22 protein-coding genes and 1 tRNA gene are annotated in these 20,116 nt (G+C 71.6%); 11 read left to right on the top strand and 12 right to left on the bottom strand.

Translation table 11 applies throughout. From position 1 onward, the window contains the following. The first annotated feature begins 67 nt into the window (after positions 1-67). Positions 68-1,441 carry an enolase C-terminal domain-like protein gene (locus IE311_RS21090; RefSeq protein WP_189833315.1) on the top strand — a complete coding sequence of 458 codons (1,374 nt, stop codon included), beginning with the start codon at positions 68-70 and terminating at the stop codon, positions 1,439-1,441. Between the two features lie 103 nt (positions 1,442-1,544). Here the strand turns inward: IE311_RS21090 and IE311_RS21085 are convergent, their stop codons facing one another. Continuing rightward, on the bottom strand, positions 1,545-2,456 hold the full coding sequence (locus IE311_RS21085) for an MBL fold metallo-hydrolase (protein ID WP_189833314.1): 912 nt from the start codon (positions 2,454-2,456) through the stop codon (positions 1,545-1,547). A gap of 212 nt (positions 2,457-2,668) precedes the next feature. Between IE311_RS21085 and IE311_RS21080 the strand changes: the two genes are divergently transcribed. Then, positions 2,669-3,598: an NADP-dependent oxidoreductase gene (locus tag IE311_RS21080; RefSeq protein WP_189833313.1), complete on the top strand. Its 930-nt coding sequence runs from the start codon at positions 2,669-2,671 to the stop codon at positions 3,596-3,598. Between the two features lie 66 nt (positions 3,599-3,664). On the opposite strand, the gene IE311_RS21075 is transcribed toward IE311_RS21080, so the two are convergent. Genes IE311_RS21075 through IE311_RS21055 form a run of 5 tightly spaced genes read right to left on the bottom strand, consistent with a single transcriptional unit; the run spans position 3,665 to position 6,398 of the window. Continuing rightward, positions 3,665-3,991: a DUF202 domain-containing protein gene (locus IE311_RS21075; RefSeq protein WP_189833312.1), complete on the bottom strand. Its 327-nt coding sequence runs from the start codon at positions 3,989-3,991 to the stop codon at positions 3,665-3,667. Further along, entirely contained in the window at positions 3,988-4,383 is a 396-nt protein-coding gene (locus IE311_RS21070) for a YidH family protein (RefSeq protein ID WP_030315896.1), read from the bottom strand. The genes IE311_RS21075 and IE311_RS21070 overlap by 4 nt, the downstream gene beginning before the upstream one ends. Positions 4,384-4,407: 24 nt before the next feature. Continuing rightward, positions 4,408-4,941, bottom strand: coding sequence for an NUDIX domain-containing protein (locus tag IE311_RS21065; protein WP_189833311.1), 534 nt, complete (start codon positions 4,939-4,941; stop codon positions 4,408-4,410). Positions 4,942-4,980: 39 nt separating this feature from the next. After that, entirely contained in the window at positions 4,981-5,745 is a 765-nt protein-coding gene (locus IE311_RS21060) for a glucose 1-dehydrogenase (RefSeq protein WP_189833310.1), read from the bottom strand. Continuing rightward, entirely contained in the window at positions 5,742-6,398 is a 657-nt protein-coding gene (locus IE311_RS21055; protein WP_189833309.1) for a TetR/AcrR family transcriptional regulator, read from the bottom strand. Before IE311_RS21055 ends, IE311_RS21060 begins: the two co-directional genes overlap by 4 nt. Before the next feature lie 93 nt (positions 6,399-6,491). Here IE311_RS21055 and IE311_RS21050 point away from each other — a divergent pair, with 93 nt between their 5' ends. Further along, entirely contained in the window at positions 6,492-8,147 is a 1,656-nt protein-coding gene (locus tag IE311_RS21050; RefSeq protein WP_189833308.1) for an FAD-binding dehydrogenase, read from the top strand. A gap of 108 nt (positions 8,148-8,255) precedes the next feature. Here the strand turns inward: IE311_RS21050 and IE311_RS21045 are convergent, their stop codons facing one another. From IE311_RS21045 to IE311_RS21035, 3 genes are read right to left on the bottom strand one after another with little or no spacing between them, the layout of a single operon-like run. Then, on the bottom strand, positions 8,256-8,690 hold the full coding sequence (locus IE311_RS21045; RefSeq protein WP_189833307.1) for an ASCH domain-containing protein: 435 nt from the start codon (positions 8,688-8,690) through the stop codon (positions 8,256-8,258). A 55-nt stretch (positions 8,691-8,745) separates the two neighbouring features. Continuing rightward, positions 8,746-10,143 carry a GntP family permease gene (locus IE311_RS21040; RefSeq protein ID WP_189833306.1) on the bottom strand — a complete coding sequence of 466 codons (1,398 nt, stop codon included), beginning with the start codon at positions 10,141-10,143 and terminating at the stop codon, positions 8,746-8,748. A 47-nt stretch (positions 10,144-10,190) separates the two neighbouring features. Next, positions 10,191-10,718 (bottom strand): gluconokinase, encoded by a 528-nt coding sequence (locus IE311_RS21035; RefSeq protein ID WP_189833305.1) that lies wholly within the window; start codon positions 10,716-10,718, stop codon positions 10,191-10,193. 147 nt (positions 10,719-10,865) lie between these two features. Between IE311_RS21035 and IE311_RS21030 the strand changes: the two genes are divergently transcribed. The 4 genes from IE311_RS21030 (at position 10,866) to IE311_RS21015 (ending at position 15,063) form a co-directional block, all read left to right on the top strand. Further along, complete coding sequence (locus IE311_RS21030) at positions 10,866-11,567, top strand: FadR/GntR family transcriptional regulator (RefSeq protein ID WP_189833304.1); 702 nt, start codon at positions 10,866-10,868, stop codon at positions 11,565-11,567. A gap of 179 nt (positions 11,568-11,746) precedes the next feature. Beyond that, positions 11,747-13,228, top strand: a complete 1,482-nt coding sequence (locus tag IE311_RS21025) for an amino acid permease (RefSeq protein ID WP_189833303.1) — start codon at positions 11,747-11,749, stop codon at positions 13,226-13,228. Positions 13,229-13,348: 120 nt separating this feature from the next. After that, complete coding sequence (locus tag IE311_RS21020; RefSeq protein WP_189833302.1) at positions 13,349-14,434, top strand: S-(hydroxymethyl)mycothiol dehydrogenase; 1,086 nt, start codon at positions 13,349-13,351, stop codon at positions 14,432-14,434. Then, positions 14,434-15,063 (top strand): MBL fold metallo-hydrolase, encoded by a 630-nt coding sequence (locus IE311_RS21015; RefSeq protein WP_189833301.1) that lies wholly within the window; start codon positions 14,434-14,436, stop codon positions 15,061-15,063. The genes IE311_RS21020 and IE311_RS21015 overlap by 1 nt, the downstream gene beginning before the upstream one ends. On the opposite strand, the gene IE311_RS21010 is transcribed toward IE311_RS21015, so the two are convergent. Both IE311_RS21010 and IE311_RS21005 read right to left on the bottom strand, forming a co-directional pair. Then, the gene (locus tag IE311_RS21010) at positions 15,047-15,973 is read right to left on the bottom strand and encodes an RluA family pseudouridine synthase (RefSeq protein ID WP_189833300.1); all 927 of its coding nucleotides are present in this window, start codon (positions 15,971-15,973) and stop codon (positions 15,047-15,049) included. The two genes, IE311_RS21015 and IE311_RS21010, sit on opposite strands and share 17 nt — an antisense overlap. Before the next feature lie 69 nt (positions 15,974-16,042). Beyond that, positions 16,043-16,130 (bottom strand) — tRNA-Leu (locus IE311_RS21005). A 207-nt stretch (positions 16,131-16,337) separates the two neighbouring features. Here IE311_RS21005 and IE311_RS21000 point away from each other — a divergent pair. The 3 genes from IE311_RS21000 to IE311_RS37225 all read left to right on the top strand — a co-directional run bounded on the left by IE311_RS21000 (position 16,338) and on the right by IE311_RS37225 (position 19,090). Next, positions 16,338-17,663, top strand: a complete 1,326-nt coding sequence (locus IE311_RS21000; protein ID WP_189833299.1) for a M20/M25/M40 family metallo-hydrolase — start codon at positions 16,338-16,340, stop codon at positions 17,661-17,663. A 127-nt stretch (positions 17,664-17,790) separates the two neighbouring features. Then, positions 17,791-18,024 (top strand): chaplin ChpH, encoded by a 234-nt coding sequence (gene chpH / locus IE311_RS20995; RefSeq protein WP_030218232.1) that lies wholly within the window; start codon positions 17,791-17,793, stop codon positions 18,022-18,024. 139 nt (positions 18,025-18,163) lie between these two features. Beyond that, complete coding sequence (locus tag IE311_RS37225; protein ID WP_189833298.1) at positions 18,164-19,090, top strand: chaplin; 927 nt, start codon at positions 18,164-18,166, stop codon at positions 19,088-19,090. Between the two features lie 110 nt (positions 19,091-19,200). Here the strand turns inward: IE311_RS37225 and IE311_RS20985 are convergent, their stop codons facing one another. Beyond that, positions 19,201-19,389, bottom strand: coding sequence for a DUF5703 family protein (locus IE311_RS20985; protein WP_189833297.1), 189 nt, complete (start codon positions 19,387-19,389; stop codon positions 19,201-19,203). Positions 19,390-19,436: 47 nt separating this feature from the next. Here IE311_RS20985 and IE311_RS20980 point away from each other — a divergent pair, with 47 nt between their 5' ends. Further along, positions 19,437-20,102 carry a hypothetical protein gene (locus IE311_RS20980; protein WP_189833296.1) on the top strand — a complete coding sequence of 222 codons (666 nt, stop codon included), beginning with the start codon at positions 19,437-19,439 and terminating at the stop codon, positions 20,100-20,102. Positions 20,103-20,116: the final 14 nt, after the last annotated feature.

Below are 20,116 nucleotides of genomic sequence, written 5' to 3'. Positions count from 1 at the left end.
AGAGGGGTGCCGGGAAAGCGTGTCCCGCCCCCTGGCCGTCGGTCGCGTCCTTGAATAGAGTTCACATATGGATGCGAAGCTGATCGTCGAGGAAGTCCGGCTGACCCCGATCCTCATCTCCGACCCGCCTCTCCTCAACGTCCAGGGGGTGCATCAGCCCCGTACGCCCCGGCTCGTGGTCGAAGTGATCACGAGCGGAGGGGTGAGCGGCCTGGGGGAGACCTACGGCGACAGCGTGTACCTGGACATCGCCCGGCCGCTGGCCGAGGCGCTCCCGGGGAGGTCGGTCACGGACGTGAACGGTCTCTTCGTGCTCGCGGAGGAGACCGATCCGAACCGTTCGGCTCCCGCACCCGCCCACGAGGGTGTCGACGCCGGTGGTCTGCGCGGAGTCCGCACGGCCGACAAGCTCCGCCTCTCCGTCGTCTCCGCCTTCGAGACCGCCTGCCTCGACGCCCTCGGCAAGACCCTCGGCCTGCCCGTCCACGCCCTGCTCGGCGGCAAGGTCCGCGACTCGGTCGAGTACAGCGCCTACCTCTTCTACCGCTGGGCCGCCCACCCGGGCGCGGACACCCCGGCCGGCCTCGACACACCGGGCGGCGTGGCCACCCCGGCCGGCGCCCGGGTCCCGGCCGACGGCCGGGACCGTGCCGACGACTGGGGTCCCGCCCTCGACCCCGCCGGCATCGTCGCCCAGGCCCGCCGCTTCGACCGTGCGTACGGCTTCCGCTCCTTCAAGCTCAAGGGCGGGGTCTTCGAGCCCGAGCGGGAGATCGCCGCCGTCCGCGCGCTCGCCGAGGCCTTCCCCGGTCGCCCGCTGCGACTCGACCCCAACGGCGCCTGGTCCGTGGAGACCTCGCTCGCCGTCGCGCACGAACTGAGGGACGTACTGGAGTACCTGGAGGACCCGGCGAGCGGCACCGACGCGATGGCCGAGATCGCCGCCCGCACGGAGGTGCCGCTCGCCACCAACATGTGTGTGACCACCTTCGAGGAGGTCCCGGAGGCCTTCGCGAAGGGGGCGGTGGGGATCGTCCTCTGCGACCACCACTACTGGGGCGGCCTCCGGCGCACCCGCGACCTCGCCGCGCTCTGCCGGACGTACGGCGTCGGGCTCTCCATGCACTCCAACACCCACCTGGGCATCAGCCTCGCCGCGATGACCCAGGTCGCCGCCACCCTGCCCGAGCTCCGGTACGCCTGCGACACCCACTACCCCTGGCAGACGGAGGACGTCGTCACCACCCGCCCCGTCTTCCGGGACGGGCGGCTCGCCGTCTCCGACGCGCCCGGTCTCGGGGTCGACCTCGACCGGGCCGCGCTCGCCGCCCTGCACCGCCGCTGGCTCGACGACGACGGCACCCACCGGGACCGCGACGACGCGGCGGCGATGCGGGTCGCGGACCCGCGGTGGCGCACCCCGAAGGTCCCCCGCTGGTGACCGCCCGGCCGCCCGCGAGGCCCCGCACCGCCGCCCGCGAGGCCACGCGCGGGCGCCGTGCGCCCCCGCGGGCGTGCCGCCGGGCGCATCCGCCGCCGTGGCGTCACGCGTGGCAGGCCACCGGCACCCCGCCGTTCATCGCCGCCATGTCGCCGAAGACCGCCACCGGGTCGAGCGGCGAGCCCTCAGGAAGGCCCTCCAGCTCCGCGTAGGCCCGGTGCAGGTTCGCCACCAGTCGCTCGCTCTCCCGCCACGCCGCGAACTCGCCGAGCTCCGCCCGCCGCGCCGTCTCCAGCGGCGTCGCCCCCTTCGCGTACCCCTCCGCGGCCAGCTCCCGCACCCACAGCAGGTACCGCTCCGTCGCGTCGTACGCCGTGGGGTCGGTCACCCGGCCGTGCCCCGGTACGACCGTCGGGGCGTCCAGGGAACGCAGCAGGTCCAGCGCGCGCAGCGACCCGGTGAGCGACCCCATCGGCAGGAACGGCGTCCCGCCGTGGAAGACCAGGTCGCCGGTGAAGACCACGCCCTGCTCGGGGAGGTGCACGATCGAGTCCCCCGTGGTGTGCGCGGGCCCCGGGTGGAGGACCCGTACCTCGATCGCGCCGACGTACAGCGTCAGCCGCTCCCGGTAGGTGACGGACGGCGGCAGGATGTCGACCTTGCCGAAGTCCGTCTGCGGCCAGAGCAGATGGAGCTGGTGACCGGCGGCGAGCTGCTCGCTCCGGCAGTTCTCGTGCCCGACGATCCGGGCCTCCGGCAGGAACACCCCGTTGCCGTAGGTGTGGTCGCCGTGGTGGTGGGTGGAGACGATCGTCCCCGGCAGCGGGAGGCCCTCCGCGAGGACCGCCTCCCGCAACAGCCGCGCCCGGCGCTCCGTGGCGGCCGTGTCGACGAGCAGGGACTCGCGCGCGTCGCCGAGGAAACCGGCGTTGTTCAGGCACCAGCCGCCGTCGGGCTGGACGAAGGCGTGGACGTTCGGCGCGAGCGCGACCACATAGGGATCGGTGGCAGACAAAGGGATTCCCCCGGGGATGAGCCCAACTGGACAGAGGAAGAGTGCCAGTTGCCCGAGGCCGGAGGAAAGCGGAGGCACGGGCGCGGCCCCGCCCGACGCCCGCCCGGCCCCGCGCCGCGCCCGCCCGGCCGTGACCGAGAGGGCCGGAGGCCGCCTGCCCGCACGCACCTTCCCGGCTTGCGGGCCGCCACGGCTGCACCGAGGGTCGGGGTATGAAGGCGATCAGCTACAGCCGGTACGGCGGTCCCGAGGTCCTGGAGTACGGCGAGCGCCCCGACCCCAAGGTCGGACCCGACGCGGTTCTGGTCGAGGTGCGGGCCGCCTCGGTCAACCCGGTCGACTGGAAGTGCCAGGCCGGGTACCTCGACGGGATGATGGACGCGGTCTTCCCGGTCGTTCCCGGCTGGGACGTCTCCGGTGTCGTGGTCCGGCCCGGGGTCTCCGTCACCGAGTTCGCCGAGGGCGACGAGGTGATGGGATACGTCCGCGAGGACTTCCTCTCCCGGGGCACCTTCGCCGAGTACGTCGCCGCCCCCGTCCGTACCCTCGCCCGCAAGCCGCGCACCCTCGGCTTCGAGGAGTCCGCGGCGCTGCCGCTCGTCGGCCTCACCGCGTACCAGGCACTCCACCAGGCCCTCACCGTCCGCCCCGGCGACACCGTCCTCGTCCACGCGGCGGCCGGCGGAGTCGGCTCCATGGCCGTGCAGATCGCCCGCCACCTCGGCTGCCGGGTCATCGGCGCGGCGCGGGAGGCGGGCCTCGACAGGGTCGCGGAGCTCGGCGCAGAACCGGTCCTGTACGACGAGGCGACCTTCGCCGACCAGGTCCGCGCCCTCGCCCCGCTGGGCGTGGACGCCGTCCTCGACACCATCGGGGGACCGTTTCTGCGGATCTCCGCGGGACTGACGGCCCCCGCGGGCCGGCTCGCCTCGATCGCCGACGGCGAGGTCCTCGCCCTCGGCGGCCGCTACTTCTGGGTCCGCCCCGACCCCGTGGACCTCGCGGCCCTCGCCGACCTGGTCGACGACGGCGTCCTGACCGTACGGGTGGCCCGGACGTTCCCGCTGGAGCAAGCGGCGGACGCGCAACGCGCCAACGCCGCGGGCGGCCTGAACGGCAAGGTCGTCGTCACCGTCCCCTGACCCCCACCGCCACGCCGGGCCCGGGGCGGCTCGCCCGGCACCCATCGCCACGGCGCCCGGGGCGGCTCACCAGATCAGCGCCGCCCCGAAGACGGCGAGCGCGATCGTGCAGAAGGCCGCGAGCAGCGCCGCCCGGTGCGAGAGGGGCTGCGGCCTGGCCGGGCTCAGCGAGCGGATCCGGCGGTGGGCGACGGCCAGGAACCCGATCCACACGAGCGCCGACAGCGCGAGCCCGGTGATCCCCACGGCGGTGATCTCGTCGCTCACGGCCAGCTTGACGGCGAGCACCGCCACCACCGTGCACGACAGGGTCGTACGCCGCCACGCGAGCCGGGTCCGCTCCGGCTGGAGCCCGGGATCACGCGCGTCGATCCCGGCGGCGGCCTCCGTCACCGCCCCGCCCAGCCGAAGAGCACGACCACCACCATCGCGACCGCCACCACGGCCACGACCAGACTCAGCACCGCCGGGAACCGGGACCCCGGCAGGTCCTCGCCGCGCCGCATCGCCCGCTCGCAGCGCACCCAGTGGTTCACCGCCCGCAGCGCACAGAGCACCCCGGCGGCGAGCAGCGCGAGCGCGAGCCCGACGCGGACGCCCCAGCGCAGGTCCGGCAGGAACTGGTCGACGGCGAAACCGCCTCCGACCAGGGCGAGCGCGGTCCGGATCCAGGCCAGGAAGGTCCGCTCGTTGGCGAGGGAGAAGCGGTAGTCGGGGGTCTCTCCCTCGTCCCGGATCCGCTGCGGTGCGAACCACAGCCGCAGGCTCTGTACGAAATCGCTCACACGCGCACCCTAACGTTCGGGTGATCACCCCGCCGGGCGCACCTCACCGGCCCCGCGCTCCCGCAGCCGCTCGTACGCGGCGAGCCCGTCCGGCACCCACGCCCACTCGCCGAGCCGGGCGCGCAGCTCCTCCCCGGTCAGGAACGCGTGCCAGGCGACCTCCTCCACCTGCGGGTTCACCGGCAGGTCGCACCGCACCTGGTAGACCGCCGACCACCACTTGCCGGCCACGCCCGCGGAGTCGTACAAGAACTTCGTGACGGGCTCGGGCCGGGGCAGGCCCCGCACCCCGAGCTCCTCCTCGGCCTCGCGCAGGGCCGCCTCGTCGTAGGACTCGCCGGCGCCGACGACCCCGCCGACGAACATGTCGTACATCGAGGGGAAGACCAGTTTGGTGGGCGTCCTGCGGTGCACGAACACCCGGCCCTCGGCGTCCAGGACCCGGACGAAGACGCAGCGATGGATCAGGCCCCGCGCGTACACCTCGCCGCGCGGGGCCTGCCCGATCACCCGGTCGTGCTCGTCGACGACATCGAGAATCTCTTCAGCGGCGCTCATCCCGCCATCCAAGCAGCAGCGGCCGTGCGCGGAGCGGGCTCACTGGCCCATGACGTACTTGACCGTCGGCCCGGTGGTCCAGCCGCCGTCCACCGCCAGCTCCGCGCCCGTCACGTACGAGGCGGCGTCCGACAGCAGGAAGACGACCGCGCCCGCGATCTCGTCGGCCTCGCCGACCCGGCCCATCGGCGTGTTCGGGTACTTGCCCTCGCCCTGCTCGATGCCGACGGAGGCCGTCATCGGGGTGTACGTCATGCCCGGGTGGACGGAGTTGACGCGGATCCTCGCCGTGCCGAGCTCCACCGCGCCGATCTTCGTCAGACCGCGCACGCCCCACTTGGAGGCGCCGTACCCGGCGGTCAGGGCCAGGCCCATCAGGCCCGCGGCCGAGGAGATGTTGACGATCGAGCCGCCGCCGGCCTCCTTCATCGCGGGTATCGCGGCCTTCATTCCGATGAAGACGCCGGTCAGGTTGATGTCGAGGACCTTGCGGAAGTGCTCGACGGACTCGGTCTCCAGGAACGCGCCGGTGGAGATGCCCGCGTTGTTCACCAGGCCGTGCAGAGCGCCGAACTCCGCCACCGCGAACGCGACGGCCGCCGCCCACTCCTCCTCCGACGTCACGTCGTGGTGGACGTAGCGGGCCCGCTCGCCGAGCGCCTCGGCCGTCGCCCGGCCCTCCTCGTCGAGGACGTCGGTGACGACGACGTTCGCGCCGGCCGCCACCGCCTGCCGGGCCGCCTCGGCGCCCAGCCCGCGGGCGCCGCCGGTGACGAGGACGGTCCTGCCGGTCAGGTCGTTCATGAAAGGTCCTTTCGGGGGATGGGGTGCGCCTGCTCCGGCTGTGCGGCACGCAGCAGGGCGGTGGTCGTCTCGACCAGATCGGCGAGGAAGAGCGCCTCGCCGGTGAGGGGGTCGGAGCCGTCGAGGTACTGCCGGGCCCGGTCCGCCATCGCCGCGCCCACCACGGTCAGCGCCAGGTCGAGGCGCTCCAGGAGCAGCGGCTCGGGCAGGCCGTCGGCGGCCAGCCGGTCCGCGATCCGCTCGATCAGCCGCCAGTAGCCGGTGCCGGCGAGCGTGGGGTGGGGCGTGCGGGTGCGTACGCCGCTCTCGTGGCTGAGCTGGGCGGAGATCCGCAGACAGCGGCGGCCCCGGTCGGTGCCCAGCTCACTGGCCTCGGCCGTGACCAGGGCGCCGACCAGGGCGTGGGTGTCGTCGGGGGCGGCCGCGAGCAGCGGGGCGAGCACGTCCTCGGTGCGGACCTGGCGGCCCGCCATCACCGCGTCGACGAGCCCGGCGCGCGAGCCGAAGTGGTACTGCACGGCCGACGGATTCGCCTGCCCGGCGCGGGCCACGATGTCCCGCAGTTGCGCGCCGTGAACGCCCTGGGCGGCGAAGAGCTCCTCCGCCGCGCGGATCAGTCTGTCCCGGGTCTCGGGCCCCGATGTCCTCGCCATACCGCCATATTAATGCTCGACATTAAAAAACGGGAGGGTCGACGGCAGGCGAAAAGGTTGACTCGATACATCCGTGTATCCAAGATGCGGTCCATGTCCTACGACGCCGATGTCATCGTGATCGGGGCCGGCCTCGCCGGGCTCGTCGCCACCGCCGAGCTGGTCGAAGCCGGCCGTACCGTGATCCTCCTCGACCAGGAACCCGAGCAGTCCCTCGGCGGCCAGGCCCACTGGTCCTTCGGCGGTCTCTTCCTCGTCGACTCGCCCGAGCAGCGCAGGATGCGCGTCAAGGACAGCCACGCCCTCGCCCTCCAGGACTGGTACGGCACCGCCGGCTTCGACCGGACCGAGGACCACTGGCCGAAGAAGTGGGCCGAGGCGTACGTCGATTTCGCCGCCGGAGAGAAGCGCTCCTGGCTCCACGCGCGCGGCGTGCGCTTCTTCCCCGTCGTCGGCTGGGCCGAACGCGGCGGCTACGACGCCAACGGCCACGGGAACTCCGTCCCCCGCTTCCACATCACCTGGGGTACGGGCCCCGGCCTCGTCGCCCCCTTCGAGCAGCGCGTCCGCGAGGGCGTCGCCCGGGGCCTCGTCCAGCTCCGCTTCCGCCACCGGGTCACCGGCCTCGGCCGCACCGCCGGAGCCGTCGACACCGTCACCGGCGAGATCCTGGAACCCTCCACGGCCGAGCGCGGCACCGCGAGCACCCGCACGCCCACCGGCGCCTTCGAACTGCGCGCCCAGGCCGTGATCGTCACCTCCGGCGGCATCGGAGGCAACCACGAGCTCGTCCGCGCCCAGTGGCCCGAACGCCTCGGCACCCCGCCCGCCAAGCTGCTCTCCGGCGTCCCCGCCCACGTCGACGGTCTGATGCTCGGCATCGCGGAGAAGGCCGGCGCCCACCACATCAACCGCGACCGGATGTGGCACTACACCGAGGGCATCGAGAACTGGAACCCGATCTGGGCCAAGCACGGCATCCGCATCCTGCCCGGACCGTCCTCGCTCTGGCTGGACGCGACCGGCAAGCGGCTGCCCGTCCCGCTCTTCCCCGGCTTCGACACCCTCGGCACCCTCGAACACATCATGCGGACCGGCCACGACCACACCTGGTTCGTCCTCGACAAGAAGATCATCGGCAAGGAGTTCGCCCTCTCCGGCTCCGAACAGAACCCCGACCTCACCGGCAAGTCGATCCGCGACGTCATCGGCCGCGCCCGCGCGGACGTCCCCGGCCCGGTCCAGGCGTTCATGGACAAGGGCGTCGACTTCGTCGTCGAGAACGACCTCTCCGCCCTCGTCCGGGGCATGAACCGGATCACCGGCGAGGACCTGATCGACGAGACGGCGCTGCGCCGCGAGATCACCGCGCGCGACCGCGAGATCGCCAACCCCTTCACCAAGGACCTCCAGATCACGGCGATCCACGGGGCCCGCAGGTACCTGGGCGACAAGCTCATCCGTACGGCCACCCCGCACCGCATCCTCGACCCCGGGGCGGGCCCGCTGATCGCCGTCCGCCTCAACATCCTCACCCGCAAGTCTCTCGGCGGCCTGCAGACCGACCTCGACTCCCGCGTCCTCACCGAGAGCGGCGAACCCCTGGGGGGCCTGTACGCGGCGGGCGAGGCGGCCGGCTTCGGCGGCGGCGGAGTCCACGGCTACCGCTCCCTCGAAGGCACCTTCCTCGGCGGCTGCATCTTCTCGGGCCGGGCGGCGGGCCGGGCGGCGGCGAAGGCGGTGGGCTGACGGGCCGGGCGGCGGCGACGGCGGTGGGCTGACGGAGGCCGGGCAAGGACCGGGCGAGGACCGGGAGAGCCGGGAACCCCCGCAGCGACTCCTCCCCGTCCTCGCCCCTCAGCCGTCGAGCCGAAGCGCCTCCACCACCCGGAACCGTTCCACGACCACCATCGTCGAGTCGTCGACCACGAACGAGGGGTCCCCCAGCCCCTCCCGCATGTCTTCGCTGTGCCAGAAGCGTTCGTGCGCCTCCCGCCACTGCGCCACCGACAGGAACCCCTCGCCCTCGTCGAGCGCGAGCCGCAGGTCCGCCTCGCCCAGAGGCAGGACCTGGACCTCCGTGATCTCCACGACCGCCACCTCCCGCCCGTCCGAGTCGATGAGCGCCGAGCGTTCGCCGGCCTCCGGCAGCTCCTCGTTCTCGACCTCGTACTCCACGAGCAGGCCCGTCGTGGCGACCTTCTCGCCGGAGAGGACCGCGGCGACCAGCCGGTCCCGCAGGGGGCCGGGGAAGGCGAGGAGGAAGGGCTTGAGCGCGTGAGGGCCGGTCATGGCCGACAGTGTGTCAGCCACGACCGGCCCGGGGAGCCGTACGCGAGGGGCCGGGCTACAGGACCAGCGACAGCAGCAGCACGAACACGATGCCGAAGACCGAGATGATCGTCTCCATCACCGACCAGGTCTTGACCGTCTGGCCGACGGTCATGCCGAAGTACTCCTTCACCAGCCAGAAACCGGCGTCGTTGACGTGGCTGAAGAAGAGCGAGCCGGCACCGATCGCGAGGACCAGCAGCGAGGTCTCCCCGGTCGACATGCCCTCCGCCAGCGGAGCCACGAGCCCCGCCGCCGAGATCGTCGCCACCGTCGCCGAGCCCGTCGCCAGCCGGATCGCCACCGCGATCAGCCAGGCGAGCAGCAGGGCCGGGATGGACCAGTTCTCGGAGAAGTCCAGGATCATCTGGCCGACGCCGATGTCGATCAGGGTCTGCTTGAAGCCGCCGCCCGCGCCGACGATCAGCAGCACGCCCGCGATCGGGGCGAGGGACTTCTCGACGGTGGAGGAGAGCCGCTCCTTGGTGAAGCCGGCCGCGCGGCCCAGGGTGAACATGCCGACTATGACGGCGGCGAGCAGCGCGATCAGCGGGGAGCCGATGACGTCGGTGACCTTCTGGACACTGTTCTCGGGGTCGTCGACGACGATGTCGACGAGCGCCTTGACCAGCATCAGGACGACGGGCAGCAGCACGGTCGCGACGGTGACGCCGAAGCCGGGACGCTTCTCCAGGTCCTCGGAGGGCCGGGCCGGAATCATGTTCTCGGGAGCCTGGATGTCCACCCAGCGGGCGGCGTACCGGGAGAAGACCGGGCCGGCGATGATCACGGTCGGGACCGCGACGACGAGGCCGAGGGCGAGGGTGACACCCAGGTTGGCGCCGACCGCGTCGATGGCGACGAGCGGGCCGGGGTGCGGCGGGATGAGTCCGTGCATCACGGACAGTCCGGCGAGGGCCGGGATACCGATCCGCATCAGGGAGTAGTTGCCGCGCTTGGCGACCATGAGGACGACCGGGATCAGCAGGACGATGCCGACCTCGAAGAAGAGCGGCAGGCCGATCACCGAGGCGATGAGGACCATGGCCCAGGGCATCGCCCGGCCGCTCGCCCTGGCCAGGATCGTGTCGACGATCTGGTCGGCGCCGCCCGAGTCGGCGAGCAGCTTGCCGAGGATCGCGCCGAGGGCGATCAGCACGCCCACCCCGGCGACGGTGGCGCCGAGGCCGGTCGTGAACGACTTGATGGTGTCCGCGAGCGGCGCTCCGGCGAACGCGCCGAGCGCGAGCGACCCGATGGTCAGCGCCAGGAACGCGTGCAGCTTGAACTTGGTGATGAGCACGACGATGACGGCGATGCCGGCGAGTACGGCGATGCCGAGCTGGGCGTTGCCTGCCGAGGTGATGGGTTCGGCGGCGTCCGCTGCCAGGATCTCGACGCTGAGACTGGTCACGGTGGTGTCCTTCGTACGAGCGGGGGAACGGGGGACGGGGGCGGGGATCAGCCGGCGAGGGCGCGCAGCGCGGCTGCGGCCCGGGCGGAGATCTCCTCGGGGGTGCCGGAGACGTCGACGGCGACGCCGGCCTCGTCCTCCTGCAGCGGCTGGAGGGTCGCGAACTGGGAGTCCAGGAGCGCCGTCGGCATGAAGTGGCCCTTGCGGGCCCCCATGCGCCGCTCGATGAGCTCCCGGTCGCCGGTCAGATGGAGGAAGACCACACCGGGGGCCGCGGCGCGCAGCCGGTCCCGGTAGCTGCGCTTCAGCGCGGAGCTGCTCACCACACCGCCGAGCCCGGCCCGGTCGTGCGCCCACGCCCCGATGGCGTCGAGCCAGGGTGCGCGGTCGCCGTCGTCCAGGGGGATGCCGGCCGACATCTTGGCCACGTTCGCGGCGGGGTGGAAGTCGTCGCCCTCGGCGTAGGGGAGGCCGAGGGCCCGGGCGACCAGGGGGCCGATCGTGGTCTTGCCGGTCCCGGCGACGCCCATCACGACGACGACCGTCCTCGTGCCGGGCTGGGGGGTGGTGCTCATGGGTGGTGCCTCGCTGTCTTCTTCGACATCGATCCGTCGCGCTTATGAAACCCATTGGGTACGACGTATTCAAGAGGCTGTGACGTAAAAGTAGTACTTTTAATTCCCGATGTGATCATCCAGGTGAGCGCGCATAGGCTTGCCACCATGACGACACCGACCCAGGGGCTTCACTCGCACGTCCTCGCCACCCTGGGTCTCGCGATCACCGCGGGGGAGTACCCCCCGGGCACGGTGCTGCGCACCGACGAGCTCGCCCAGCGCTTCGACGTCTCCAGGACCGTGGTCCGCGAGGTCGTCCGGGTCCTGGAGTCCATGCACCTCGTCGAGTCCCGCCGTCGCGTCGGCGTCACCGTGCTCCCCACCCCCAGCTGGAACGTGTACGACCCCCAGGTCATCCGCTGGCGTCTGGCCGGCGCCGACCGCCCCCGCCAGCTCCGCTCGCTGACCGTGCTCCGCTCGGCCGTCGAACCCGTCGCCGCAGGCCTGGCCGCCGTGAACGCCACCCCCGAGCAGTGCCGCGAGCTCACCGAGCAGGCCCTCGGCATGGTCGCCACCTCGCGCGGCCGGCGCCTGGAGGAGTACCTCGTCCACGACATCGCCTTCCACCGGGTCGTGCTCAACGCCTCGGGCAACGAGATGTTCGCCCGTCTCGGCGACGTCGTCGCCGAGGTCCTCACCGGCCGCACCCACCACCACGTGATGTTCGAGGACCCCGACCCGGCCGCCGTCACCCTCCACGTCCAGGTCGCCGAGGCCGTACGGGAGCGGGACGCGGCCCGCGCCGAGGAGCTCACCCGGCAGATCGCCGTCGGCGCCCTCCAGGAACTGGACGTCCTCGCTCCGTAAAAGGCCCGATAAAGGCCCCGTCAAGCTCTGAACTAGCTCAAATATGGGCGTTCAGTGACATGCGCCACAGTCAGCTGCCGCCCGTTGCCGTGAGGATGTGCGCTGGCCGTGCCCGGTCGACCCCCTCCACCAGGCACGGCCGGGTACCGCACAGCCCCCTCACGAAGGCGAACAACTCCATGAGTGACCGCGTCATCGCGGCCGACCCGCTGTCCGCCGCCAAGGCGAACCCGGCCGCCCCCCACGTCGACGCCGGCGACGCCGGATACCGCAAGGACCTCAAGTCCCGCCACATCAACATGATCGCCATCGGTGGCGCGATCGGCACCGGCCTCTTCCTGGGCGCCGGCGGCCGGATGTCCCAGGCGGGCCCCTCCCTCTTCATCGCCTACGCCGTCTGCGGCGTCTTCGCCTTCTTCGTGGTGCGGGCCCTCGGCGAACTGGTGCTCTACCGCCCCTCGTCCGGCGCCTTCGTCTCCTACGCCCGTGAGTTCATGGGCGAGAAGGGCGCCTACACGGCCGGCTGGCTGTACTTCCTCAACTGGTCGACGACCGCCGTCGCCGACATCACCGCGGCCGCCACCTACGCCCACTTCTGGGCCATGTTCAGCGACGTCCCGCAGTGGATCCTCGCCCTGATCGCCCTCGCGGTCGTCCTCGCCGCCAACCTCATCTCCGTGAAGTACTTCGGCGAGATGGAGTTCTGGTTCGCGATCATCAAGGTCGGCGCCCTGGTCGCCTTCATGCTGATCGGCATCTTCCTCATCGTCACCTCGCACGACGTCGGCGGCCACACCCCGGGCCTCGCCAACATCACCGACAACGGCGGCATCTTCCCCCACGGCATGATGCCGATGCTCCTGCTCATCCAGGGCGTCGTCTTCGCCTACGCCTCCGTCGAGCTGTGCGGCGTCGCCGCCGGCGAGACCGAGAACCCCGAGAAGATCATGCCGAAGGCGATCAACTCGATCATGTGGCGCGTGGGCCTCTTCTACGTCGGCTCCGTCGTCCTGCTGGCGCTGATCCTCCCGTACACCGCGTACTCCGGCGACCAGAGCCCCTTCGTCACCGTCTTCGACAAGCTGGGCATCCCCGGCGCCGCCGGCGTGATGAACCTCGTCGTCCTCACCGCCGCCCTCTCCAGCCTCAACTCGGGCCTCTACTCCACCGGCCGCATCCTGCGCTCCATGTCGCTCTCCGGCTCCGCGCCCAGGTTCACCGGCGTCATGAACAAGGGCGGCGTCCCCTACGGCGGCATCCTGCTCACCGCCGCCTTCGGCGTGATGGGCGTCGCCCTCAACTACGTGATGCCCGGCGAGGCCTTCGAACTGGTCCTCAACTTCGCCTCGATCGGCATCATCGGCACCTGGGCCATGATCATGGTCTGCTCCCTGCTGTTCTGGCGCAACGCCCAGCAGGGCAAGCTCACCCGCCCCGGCTACAACCTGCCCTGGGCCCCGTACACCCAGATCGTGACCATCGTCTTCCTCGGCTCCGTCCTCGTCCTCATGTGGATGGACGGCGGCATCAGCCGCACCACCGTCAACTGCCTCCCGCTCATCGCGGCGGCCCTCGTCGGCGGCTGGTTCCTGGTCCGGGGACGGGTCCGTACGACCGCGGCCGAGACCGCCGGGGCGACCCCGTCCGCGACCCGGGACTGACCTCTCACCACCGAACGGCGAGTCCCCCGCAGGCACGGCCTGCGGGGGACTCGCCTTTTGTCAGGAGATAGTGGTACGCAAGAGCCTTACAAGATCCGTCCGGAGGAAGGGAAGTTCGCGATGCCGCAGCACGTCCAGGGGGTCATCGCCCCCGGCAGGAACGAACCCGTACGGGTCGAGACGATCGTCATCCCCGACGTCGGCCCCGGCGAAGCCGTCGTGAAGATCCAGGCGTGCGGCGTCTGCCACACCGATCTCCACTACAAGCAGGGCGCCATCAACGACGAGTTCCCGTTCCTCCTCGGGCACGAGGCCGCCGGAATCGTCGAGTCCGTCGGCGAGGGCGTCACCGACATCGAGCCCGGCGACTACGTGATCCTCAACTGGCGAGCGGTGTGCGGCCAGTGCCGCGCCTGCCGGCGCGGCCGCCCCTGGTACTGCTTCGACACCCACAACGCCAAGCAGCGGATGACCCTGCTCGACGGCACGGAGCTCTCCCCGGCCCTCGGCATCGGCGCCTTCGCCGAGAAGACCCTGGTCGCCGCGGGCCAGTGCACCAAGGTCGACCCCGCCGTGGCCCCCGAGGTCGCGGGCCTCCTCGGCTGCGGCGTGATGGCCGGCATCGGCGCCGCCATCAACACCGGAAACGTGGGGCGCGGCGACACCGTCGCCGTCATCGGCTGCGGCGGCGTCGGCGACGCGGCGATCGTCGGCTCCCGCCTCGCCGGAGCGGCGAAGATCATCGCGGTCGACATCGACGACCGCAAGCTGGAGACGGCGAAGACGATGGGAGCCACCCACACCGTCAACTCCCGCTCCACCGACCCCGTCGAGGCGATCCGCGAGCTCACCGGCGGCTTCGGCGCCGACGTCGTCATCGAGGCCGTCGGCCGCCCGGAGACGTACAAGCAGGCCTTCTACGCCCGCGACCTCGCCGGCACCGTCGTCCTCGTCGGCGTCCCCACCCCCGAGATGCAGCTCGAACTCCCGCTCCTCGACGTCTTCGGCCGCGGCGGCGCGCTCAAGTCCTCCTGGTACGGCGACTGCCTGCCCTCCCGCGACTTCCCGATGCTCGTCGACCTGCACCGGCAGGGCCGCATCGACCTCGCCGCCTTCGTCACCGAGACCATCGGCCTCGGCGACGTCGAGAAGGCCTTCGCCCGCATGCACGAGGGCGACGTCCTGCGCTCGGTGGTGGTCCTCTGATGGCCGCCCGCATCGACCACCTCGTCACCTCCGGCACCTTCAGCCTCGACGGCGGCACCTGGGACGTCGACAACAACGTCTGGATCGTCGGCGACGACACCGAGGCGATCGTCATCGACGCCGCCCACGACGCCGAGGCCATCCTCGCCGCCCTCGACGGCCGAGCCCTGCGCGCCATCGTCTGCACCCACGCCCACAACGACCACATCGACGCGGCCCCGGCGCTCGCGGCCGCCACCGGCGCCCGCATCCTGCTCCACTCCGCCGACCAGCCGCTGTGGAAGCAGACCCACCCCGACCACAGCCCCGACGGCGAACTCGCCGACGGTCAGGTCCTCACCATCGCCGGCATCGACCTGACCGTCCTCCACACCCCGGGACACGCCCCCGGCGCGGTCTGCCTCCACGCCCCCGACCTGGGCACCGTCTTCACCGGGGACACCCTGTTCCAGGGCGGCCCCGGCGCCACCGGCCGGTCCTTCTCCGACTTCCCGACGATCGTCGACTCGATCCGAGAGAAGCTCCTCACCCTGCCGCCGGAGACGGTGGTACGCACCGGCCACGGCGACACCACCACCGTCGGCGCCGAGGCCCCGCACCTCCAGGAATGGATCAACCGAGGCCACTGAGAGCCAGCCGGCTCTCGAAACTCCTCGGCGCACCCGTGAACGGGTCGGTGAACTCCAGCGTCCGCGCCAGCAGTTGCAGCGGACGCCCGAAGTCCTCCGACCCGTCCTCATGGACCACCGGATAGATCGGATCGTGCAGGATCGGCAGCCCCAGCGCGTTCATGTGCACCCGCAGCTGATGGGTCCGCCCGGTCTCCGGCACCAGCCGGTACCGCCCGAGCCCGCCCCGGCGCTCCACCAGCGCGATCCGGCTCTCGCTGTTCGGCTCGCCCGGCACCTCCCGGGCGGCCATCACCCCGCGCTCCTTCTCGATCCGGCTCCGCACCGTCACCGGCAGCTCCACCGCCGGGTCGTACGGCGCCACCGCCTCGTACTCCTTGCGCACCAGCCGGTCCCGGAACAGCGTCTGGTAAGCCCCCCGGTCCTCGGGGCGTACGACACAGAGCACCAGTCCCGCCGTCAGCCGGTCCAGCCGGTGCGCGGGCTGGAGCGAAGGAAGCCCGAGCTCCCGCCGCAGCCGCGCGAGCGCCGTCTCCGTGACATGACGCCCCCGGGGCATGGTGGCGAGAAAGTGCGGCTTGTCGGCGACCACGATCCGCTCGTCCCGGTACACCACCCCGATCGGGAACGGCACCGGCTCCTCCACGGGAAAGTCCCGGTGGAACCAGAGGTACCGGCCCACGGTGTACGGCTCGTCCCCGTCCACCGGCCCGTCGACCCCGACGAACCGCCCCTCGCGCAGCATCGTCTCGACCCGCCCGGCCCCGACGGCCGCCGCGTACCGGTCGAGCAGATGGTCCCGTACGTTCGCCCAGCCCCCGCCCGGATCCTCCGGAAGCCGCAGCCGCACGGGATCGATCCCGTCCCGCTGCGCAAGCGGCGCGGCCGGCGCCTTCGCTCTGCGTCTCACCGCTCCGCCTCGTGTCAGCGCGTACTCATGCCGAAAGTCCCGGTCGATGAGATCGACCGGGACTCCGTGTGGTGTCCGAGGGGGGACTTGAACCCCCACGCCCGATAAAGGGCACTAGCACCTCAAGCTAGCGCGTCTGCCATTCCGCCACCCGGACAAGGTGTCTGTCTTCCGTGCCGCTGGGCCCTTCCGACGAGGAAAACCATAGCAAACATTCGGGGTGGCCGATCACCACCCCCGGCCGCCCCCGGCATGTGACAGCCGCATGTCGGCCGGGGGACACCCTTGGGTCCCGAGGGGGCGCGAGAGAGGATGGGACGAGCACCGAAGCAATCACGTGGGGCACGTAGTGGGAGGAAGCAGCGTGAGCGAGTCGAACACGGGCCGAAGCGTCACCGCCGAGAACGAGGTGGTGGACCTCTGTCGCGACCTCATCCGCATCGACACCAGCAACTACGGCGACCACTCCGGCCCCGGCGAGCGGGCGGCGGCCGAGTACATCGCCGAGAAGCTCGCGGAGGTCGGACTCGAGCCGAAGATCATCGAGTCGCACCGGGGACGGGCCTCCACCGTCGCCCGCATCGAGGGCGAGGACCCGTCGCGGCCGGCCCTGCTCATCCACGGCCACACCGACGTCGTCCCGGCCAACGCCGAGGACTGGACCCACCACCCCTTCTCCGGCGAGATCGCAGACGGCTGCGTGTGGGGCCGCGGCGCCGTCGACATGAAGGACATGGACGCGATGACCCTCGCGGTCGTACGGGACCGGCTGCGCAGCGGCCGGAAGCCCCCGCGCGACATCGTCCTCGCCTTCCTCGCCGACGAGGAGGCCGGCGGCACCTACGGCGCCCGGCACCTGGTCGACCATCACCGGGACCTCTTCGACGGGGTCAACGAGGCCATCGGCGAGGTCGGCGGCTTCTCCTTCACGGTCAACGAGAACCTGCGGCTCTACCTGGTCGAGACGGCCCAGAAGGGCATGCACTGGATGCGGCTGACCGTCGAGGGCACGGCCGGCCACGGCTCGATGACCAATGACGACAACGCCATCACCGAGCTCTGCGAGGCCGTCGGCCGCCTCGGCCGCCACCAGTGGCCGGTGCGGGTGACCAAGACCGTGCGTTCCTTCCTGGACGAGCTCTCGGACGCCCTGGGCACCCCCCTCGACCCCGAGGACATGGACGGCACCCTCGCCAAGCTCGGCGGCATCGCCAAGATGGTCGGCGCCACCCTGCGGAACTCGGCCGCCCCGACGATGCTCGGCGCCGGCTACAAGGTGAACGTGATCCCCGGCCAGGCCACCGCGCACGTCGACGGCCGCTTCCTGCCCGGCTACGAGCAGGAGTTCCTCGCCGACCTGGACCGGATCCTCGGGCCGAACGTGAAGCGCGAGGACGTGCACGGCGACAAGGCTCTGGAGACCAGCTTCGACGGCGCCCTGGTGGACGCCATGCAGCTGGCGCTGCGCGCCGAGGACCCGATCGCCCGCGCCGTGCCGTACATGCTCTCCGGCGGCACCGACGCGAAGTCCTTCGACGACCTCGGCATCCGCTGCTTCGGCTTCGCCCCGCTCCAGCTGCCGCCGGAGCTCGACTTCGCCGGCATGTTCCACGGCGTGGACGAGCGCGTGCCGGTCGACGGCCTGAAGTTCGGCGCCCGTGTACTGGACCGTTTCATCGACGCCTGCTGAATTCGCCCGTGCGTTTGCTTGTGACCGAAACGAGTGAATGCACTCGGGAGCCGTAGCTCCCACCATTCCCCCTCGTTACAGGTGGTGCGGTCCGCGGCTGGGGCCGCATTGCCAACTAGGAGGAATAATGATCAAGAAGGTCGTCGCTGCTGCGGCTGCCACTGGCGGTCTCGTTCTCGCGGGTGCGGGCATGGCCGTTGCCGACGCGGGTGCCCAGGGTGCGGCCATCGGTTCCCCCGGTGTCCTCTCGGGCAACGTCGTCCAGGTGCCGGTTCACGTTCCCGTGAACCTGTGCGGCAACACGGTCTCCGTGATCGGCCTGCTGAACCCCGCCTTCGGCAACACCTGCGTCAACGCCTGACGTTGTGCCTCGCCCCGTGAGGGTGTGAGCCGGTCCGGCCCCGGAGTGCGTGCCATGCACTCCGGGGCCGGTGGCCATTTCCGCCCCGGGTCTCGTGCCCGGTGGCACCTTTTCGAAGCTGAGCAGGCAGGAACTAGCTATGCGACAGGTCACGCGCAAGGGTCTTGTCACCGTTGCGGCAGCCGGCGGCGTTTTCGCCGCTGTCGGCGGCGGTTATGCGCACGCCGATTCCGGCGCGAACGGTACGGCCATGAATTCCCCGGGCGTCGCGTCCGGAAATTCCGTCCAGGTCCCGGTACACGTACCGGTGAACGCCTGCGGAAACACCGTCAACGTCGTCGGACTGCTGAATCCGGCGATGGGCAACAAGTGTGCCAACACCTCCAAGCCCGGTAGGCCGGGCAAGCCGGGCGGTGGCTCCTCCGCCGGCGGGCACACGAGCAACTCTCCCGGCGTCGGCTCCGGCAACACCGTGCAGGTGCCGGTCGACGTCCCGGTCAACGTGTGCGGCAACAGCGTCACGGGCATCGGCCTGGGCAACGCCGCCGCGGGCAACAACTGCGCCAACGGCATCGAGCCGACGCACCCGGGGAACCCTGGCAACCCCGGGAATCCGGGGAACCCCGGTAACCCTGGGAACCCTGGGAACCCCGGGAACCCCGGGAACCCCGGGAACCCCGGGAACCCCGGGAACCCCGGGAACCCCGGGAACCCCGGGAACCCCGGGAACCCCGGGAACCCTGGGAATCCTGGCAACCCTGGCAACCCCGGGAATCCGGGTAACCCTGGGAATCCGGGCAACCCCGGCAACCCTGGGAATCCGGGCAACCCCGGCAACCCGGGTACTCCCGGTACTCCGGGCACGCCCGGCAACCCGGGTACTCCCGGCACTCCCGGCAACGAGGGTGGGCCCAACACCCCCGGTGAGCACGGGCTCACCCCGCCCCGGGCCGTCGAGGAGCTCGCCGAGACCGGTGCCGGTCCCCTCGGTCTGATCGTCCCCGCCGGGGCCGGACTGCTGCTCGCCGGCTCGCTGATCTACCGCCGGTCGCGCAGCGCCGCCTGAGCCACCGCGCCTCCGAGGCGCACCGGCATCACGCGCGACGCACCATGTGCGACGCATCACATGCCACGTACACAGGGGCCCCGCAGACCGCGGGGCCCCTTCTCGTCGCTCTACCAGGTCGCCCGGAGTTGGCGGATGATCCGCCGCTTCAACCGCACCCTGCGGCTCCCGTCCCGATGCAGGCTCAGGCGGTCCAACTCCCAGTGTCCGTACTCGGCATGGTCGGTCAGCAGCCGCGTCGCCTCCTTCCGGGAGACACCGCGCGGCACGTACACGTCGACAAATTCGTATTCCGGCATCGCATCTATTGTGCGGGCACCGGCCCGCTACGGATAGCGTGCGTCCCATGTCTGATGCTGCGCAGCCCACCGCTGCCGAGGTACGTGCCGCCGCCGAGGCGGTCAAAGCCGCACTGGACCGTCACCTCGCGGCGGTCGAACGCCGCACGGGGGACGACGACACGGCCGTCTACGAAGCCTTCAACGCCCTCGCCGCGGCGGCCGAGGGGTACGACGAACTCCTCTACGACCGCTACGACGAGGTCACTCCCTTCGAGATCCCCGGAGCGGACGGCGCGCTGCCGCCGTACGCCGGACCTGACGAACCTCACGCCCTCAGCCTGTTGATCCGTCGCGACTACGCCGTGGCGGAACCGCAGCGTCTGCTCGCCCAGGCCCGCCGCGTCGCCGAGATCGACGGCGGACCGGACGCCACCGGACCGGCCGCCAGAGCCGGTGTCTCGCCGCTCGCCGCCCTCGGGGTGCTCTTCGGCGAGTTCGAACCGGACGAGATCGCCTCCCGGCACAAGGAGTTCGGGCTGGAGGAGGGGGACTCCACCCTCTGGGTCACCGCCACCGCGGAGCTCCCGGAACCGGGGGAGTGGCTCAACGCCCCCTTCGAGCACGCCGATCCGGAGCGGATCATCTGCCGCTTCGACGTCAGCGCCGTCTTCGACGAGGACGACCACCACGACGATCACGAGGGGGAAGGAGCCGACGGCTCCGGCTCCTGAGGGGGAGACGGCGG

It is taken from the genome of Streptomyces zaomyceticus (assembly GCF_014656215.1).
Lineage (GTDB): Bacteria > Actinomycetota > Actinomycetes > Streptomycetales > Streptomycetaceae > Streptomyces > Streptomyces zaomyceticus.
The sequence above is the reverse complement of the archived record's forward strand: the minus strand, read 5'-3'. Positions and strand labels throughout refer to the sequence as shown.

Bases quoted from the DNA above. Each gene is read 5' to 3' on its own strand.
- IE311_RS37225 (WP_189833298.1), top strand. From the start codon at position 18,164: ATGCGACAGGTCACGCGCAAGGGTCTTGTCACCGTTGCGGCAGCCGGC.
- IE311_RS21080 (WP_189833313.1), top strand. From the start codon at position 2,669: ATGAAGGCGATCAGCTACAGCCGGTACGGCGGTCCCGAGGTCCTGGAG.
- IE311_RS21055 (WP_189833309.1), bottom strand. From the start codon at position 6,398: ATGGCGAGGACATCGGGGCCCGAGACCCGGGACAGACTGATCCGCGCG.
- IE311_RS20980 (WP_189833296.1), top strand. From the start codon at position 19,437: ATGTCTGATGCTGCGCAGCCCACCGCTGCCGAGGTACGTGCCGCCGCC.
- IE311_RS21065 (WP_189833311.1), bottom strand. From the start codon at position 4,941: ATGAGCGCCGCTGAAGAGATTCTCGATGTCGTCGACGAGCACGACCGG.
- IE311_RS21050 (WP_189833308.1), top strand. From the start codon at position 6,492: ATGTCCTACGACGCCGATGTCATCGTGATCGGGGCCGGCCTCGCCGGG.
- chpH (WP_030218232.1), top strand. From the start codon at position 17,791: ATGATCAAGAAGGTCGTCGCTGCTGCGGCTGCCACTGGCGGTCTCGTT.
- IE311_RS21045 (WP_189833307.1), bottom strand. From the start codon at position 8,690: ATGACCGGCCCTCACGCGCTCAAGCCCTTCCTCCTCGCCTTCCCCGGC.
- IE311_RS20985 (WP_189833297.1), bottom strand. From the start codon at position 19,389: ATGCCGGAATACGAATTTGTCGACGTGTACGTGCCGCGCGGTGTCTCC.
- IE311_RS21090 (WP_189833315.1), top strand. From the start codon at position 68: ATGGATGCGAAGCTGATCGTCGAGGAAGTCCGGCTGACCCCGATCCTC.
- IE311_RS21060 (WP_189833310.1), bottom strand. From the start codon at position 5,745: ATGAACGACCTGACCGGCAGGACCGTCCTCGTCACCGGCGGCGCCCGC.
- IE311_RS21035 (WP_189833305.1), bottom strand. From the start codon at position 10,718: ATGAGCACCACCCCCCAGCCCGGCACGAGGACGGTCGTCGTCGTGATG.
- IE311_RS21020 (WP_189833302.1), top strand. From the start codon at position 13,349: ATGCCGCAGCACGTCCAGGGGGTCATCGCCCCCGGCAGGAACGAACCC.
- IE311_RS21015 (WP_189833301.1), top strand. From the start codon at position 14,434: ATGGCCGCCCGCATCGACCACCTCGTCACCTCCGGCACCTTCAGCCTC.
- IE311_RS21030 (WP_189833304.1), top strand. From the start codon at position 10,866: ATGACGACACCGACCCAGGGGCTTCACTCGCACGTCCTCGCCACCCTG.
- IE311_RS21025 (WP_189833303.1), top strand. From the start codon at position 11,747: ATGAGTGACCGCGTCATCGCGGCCGACCCGCTGTCCGCCGCCAAGGCG.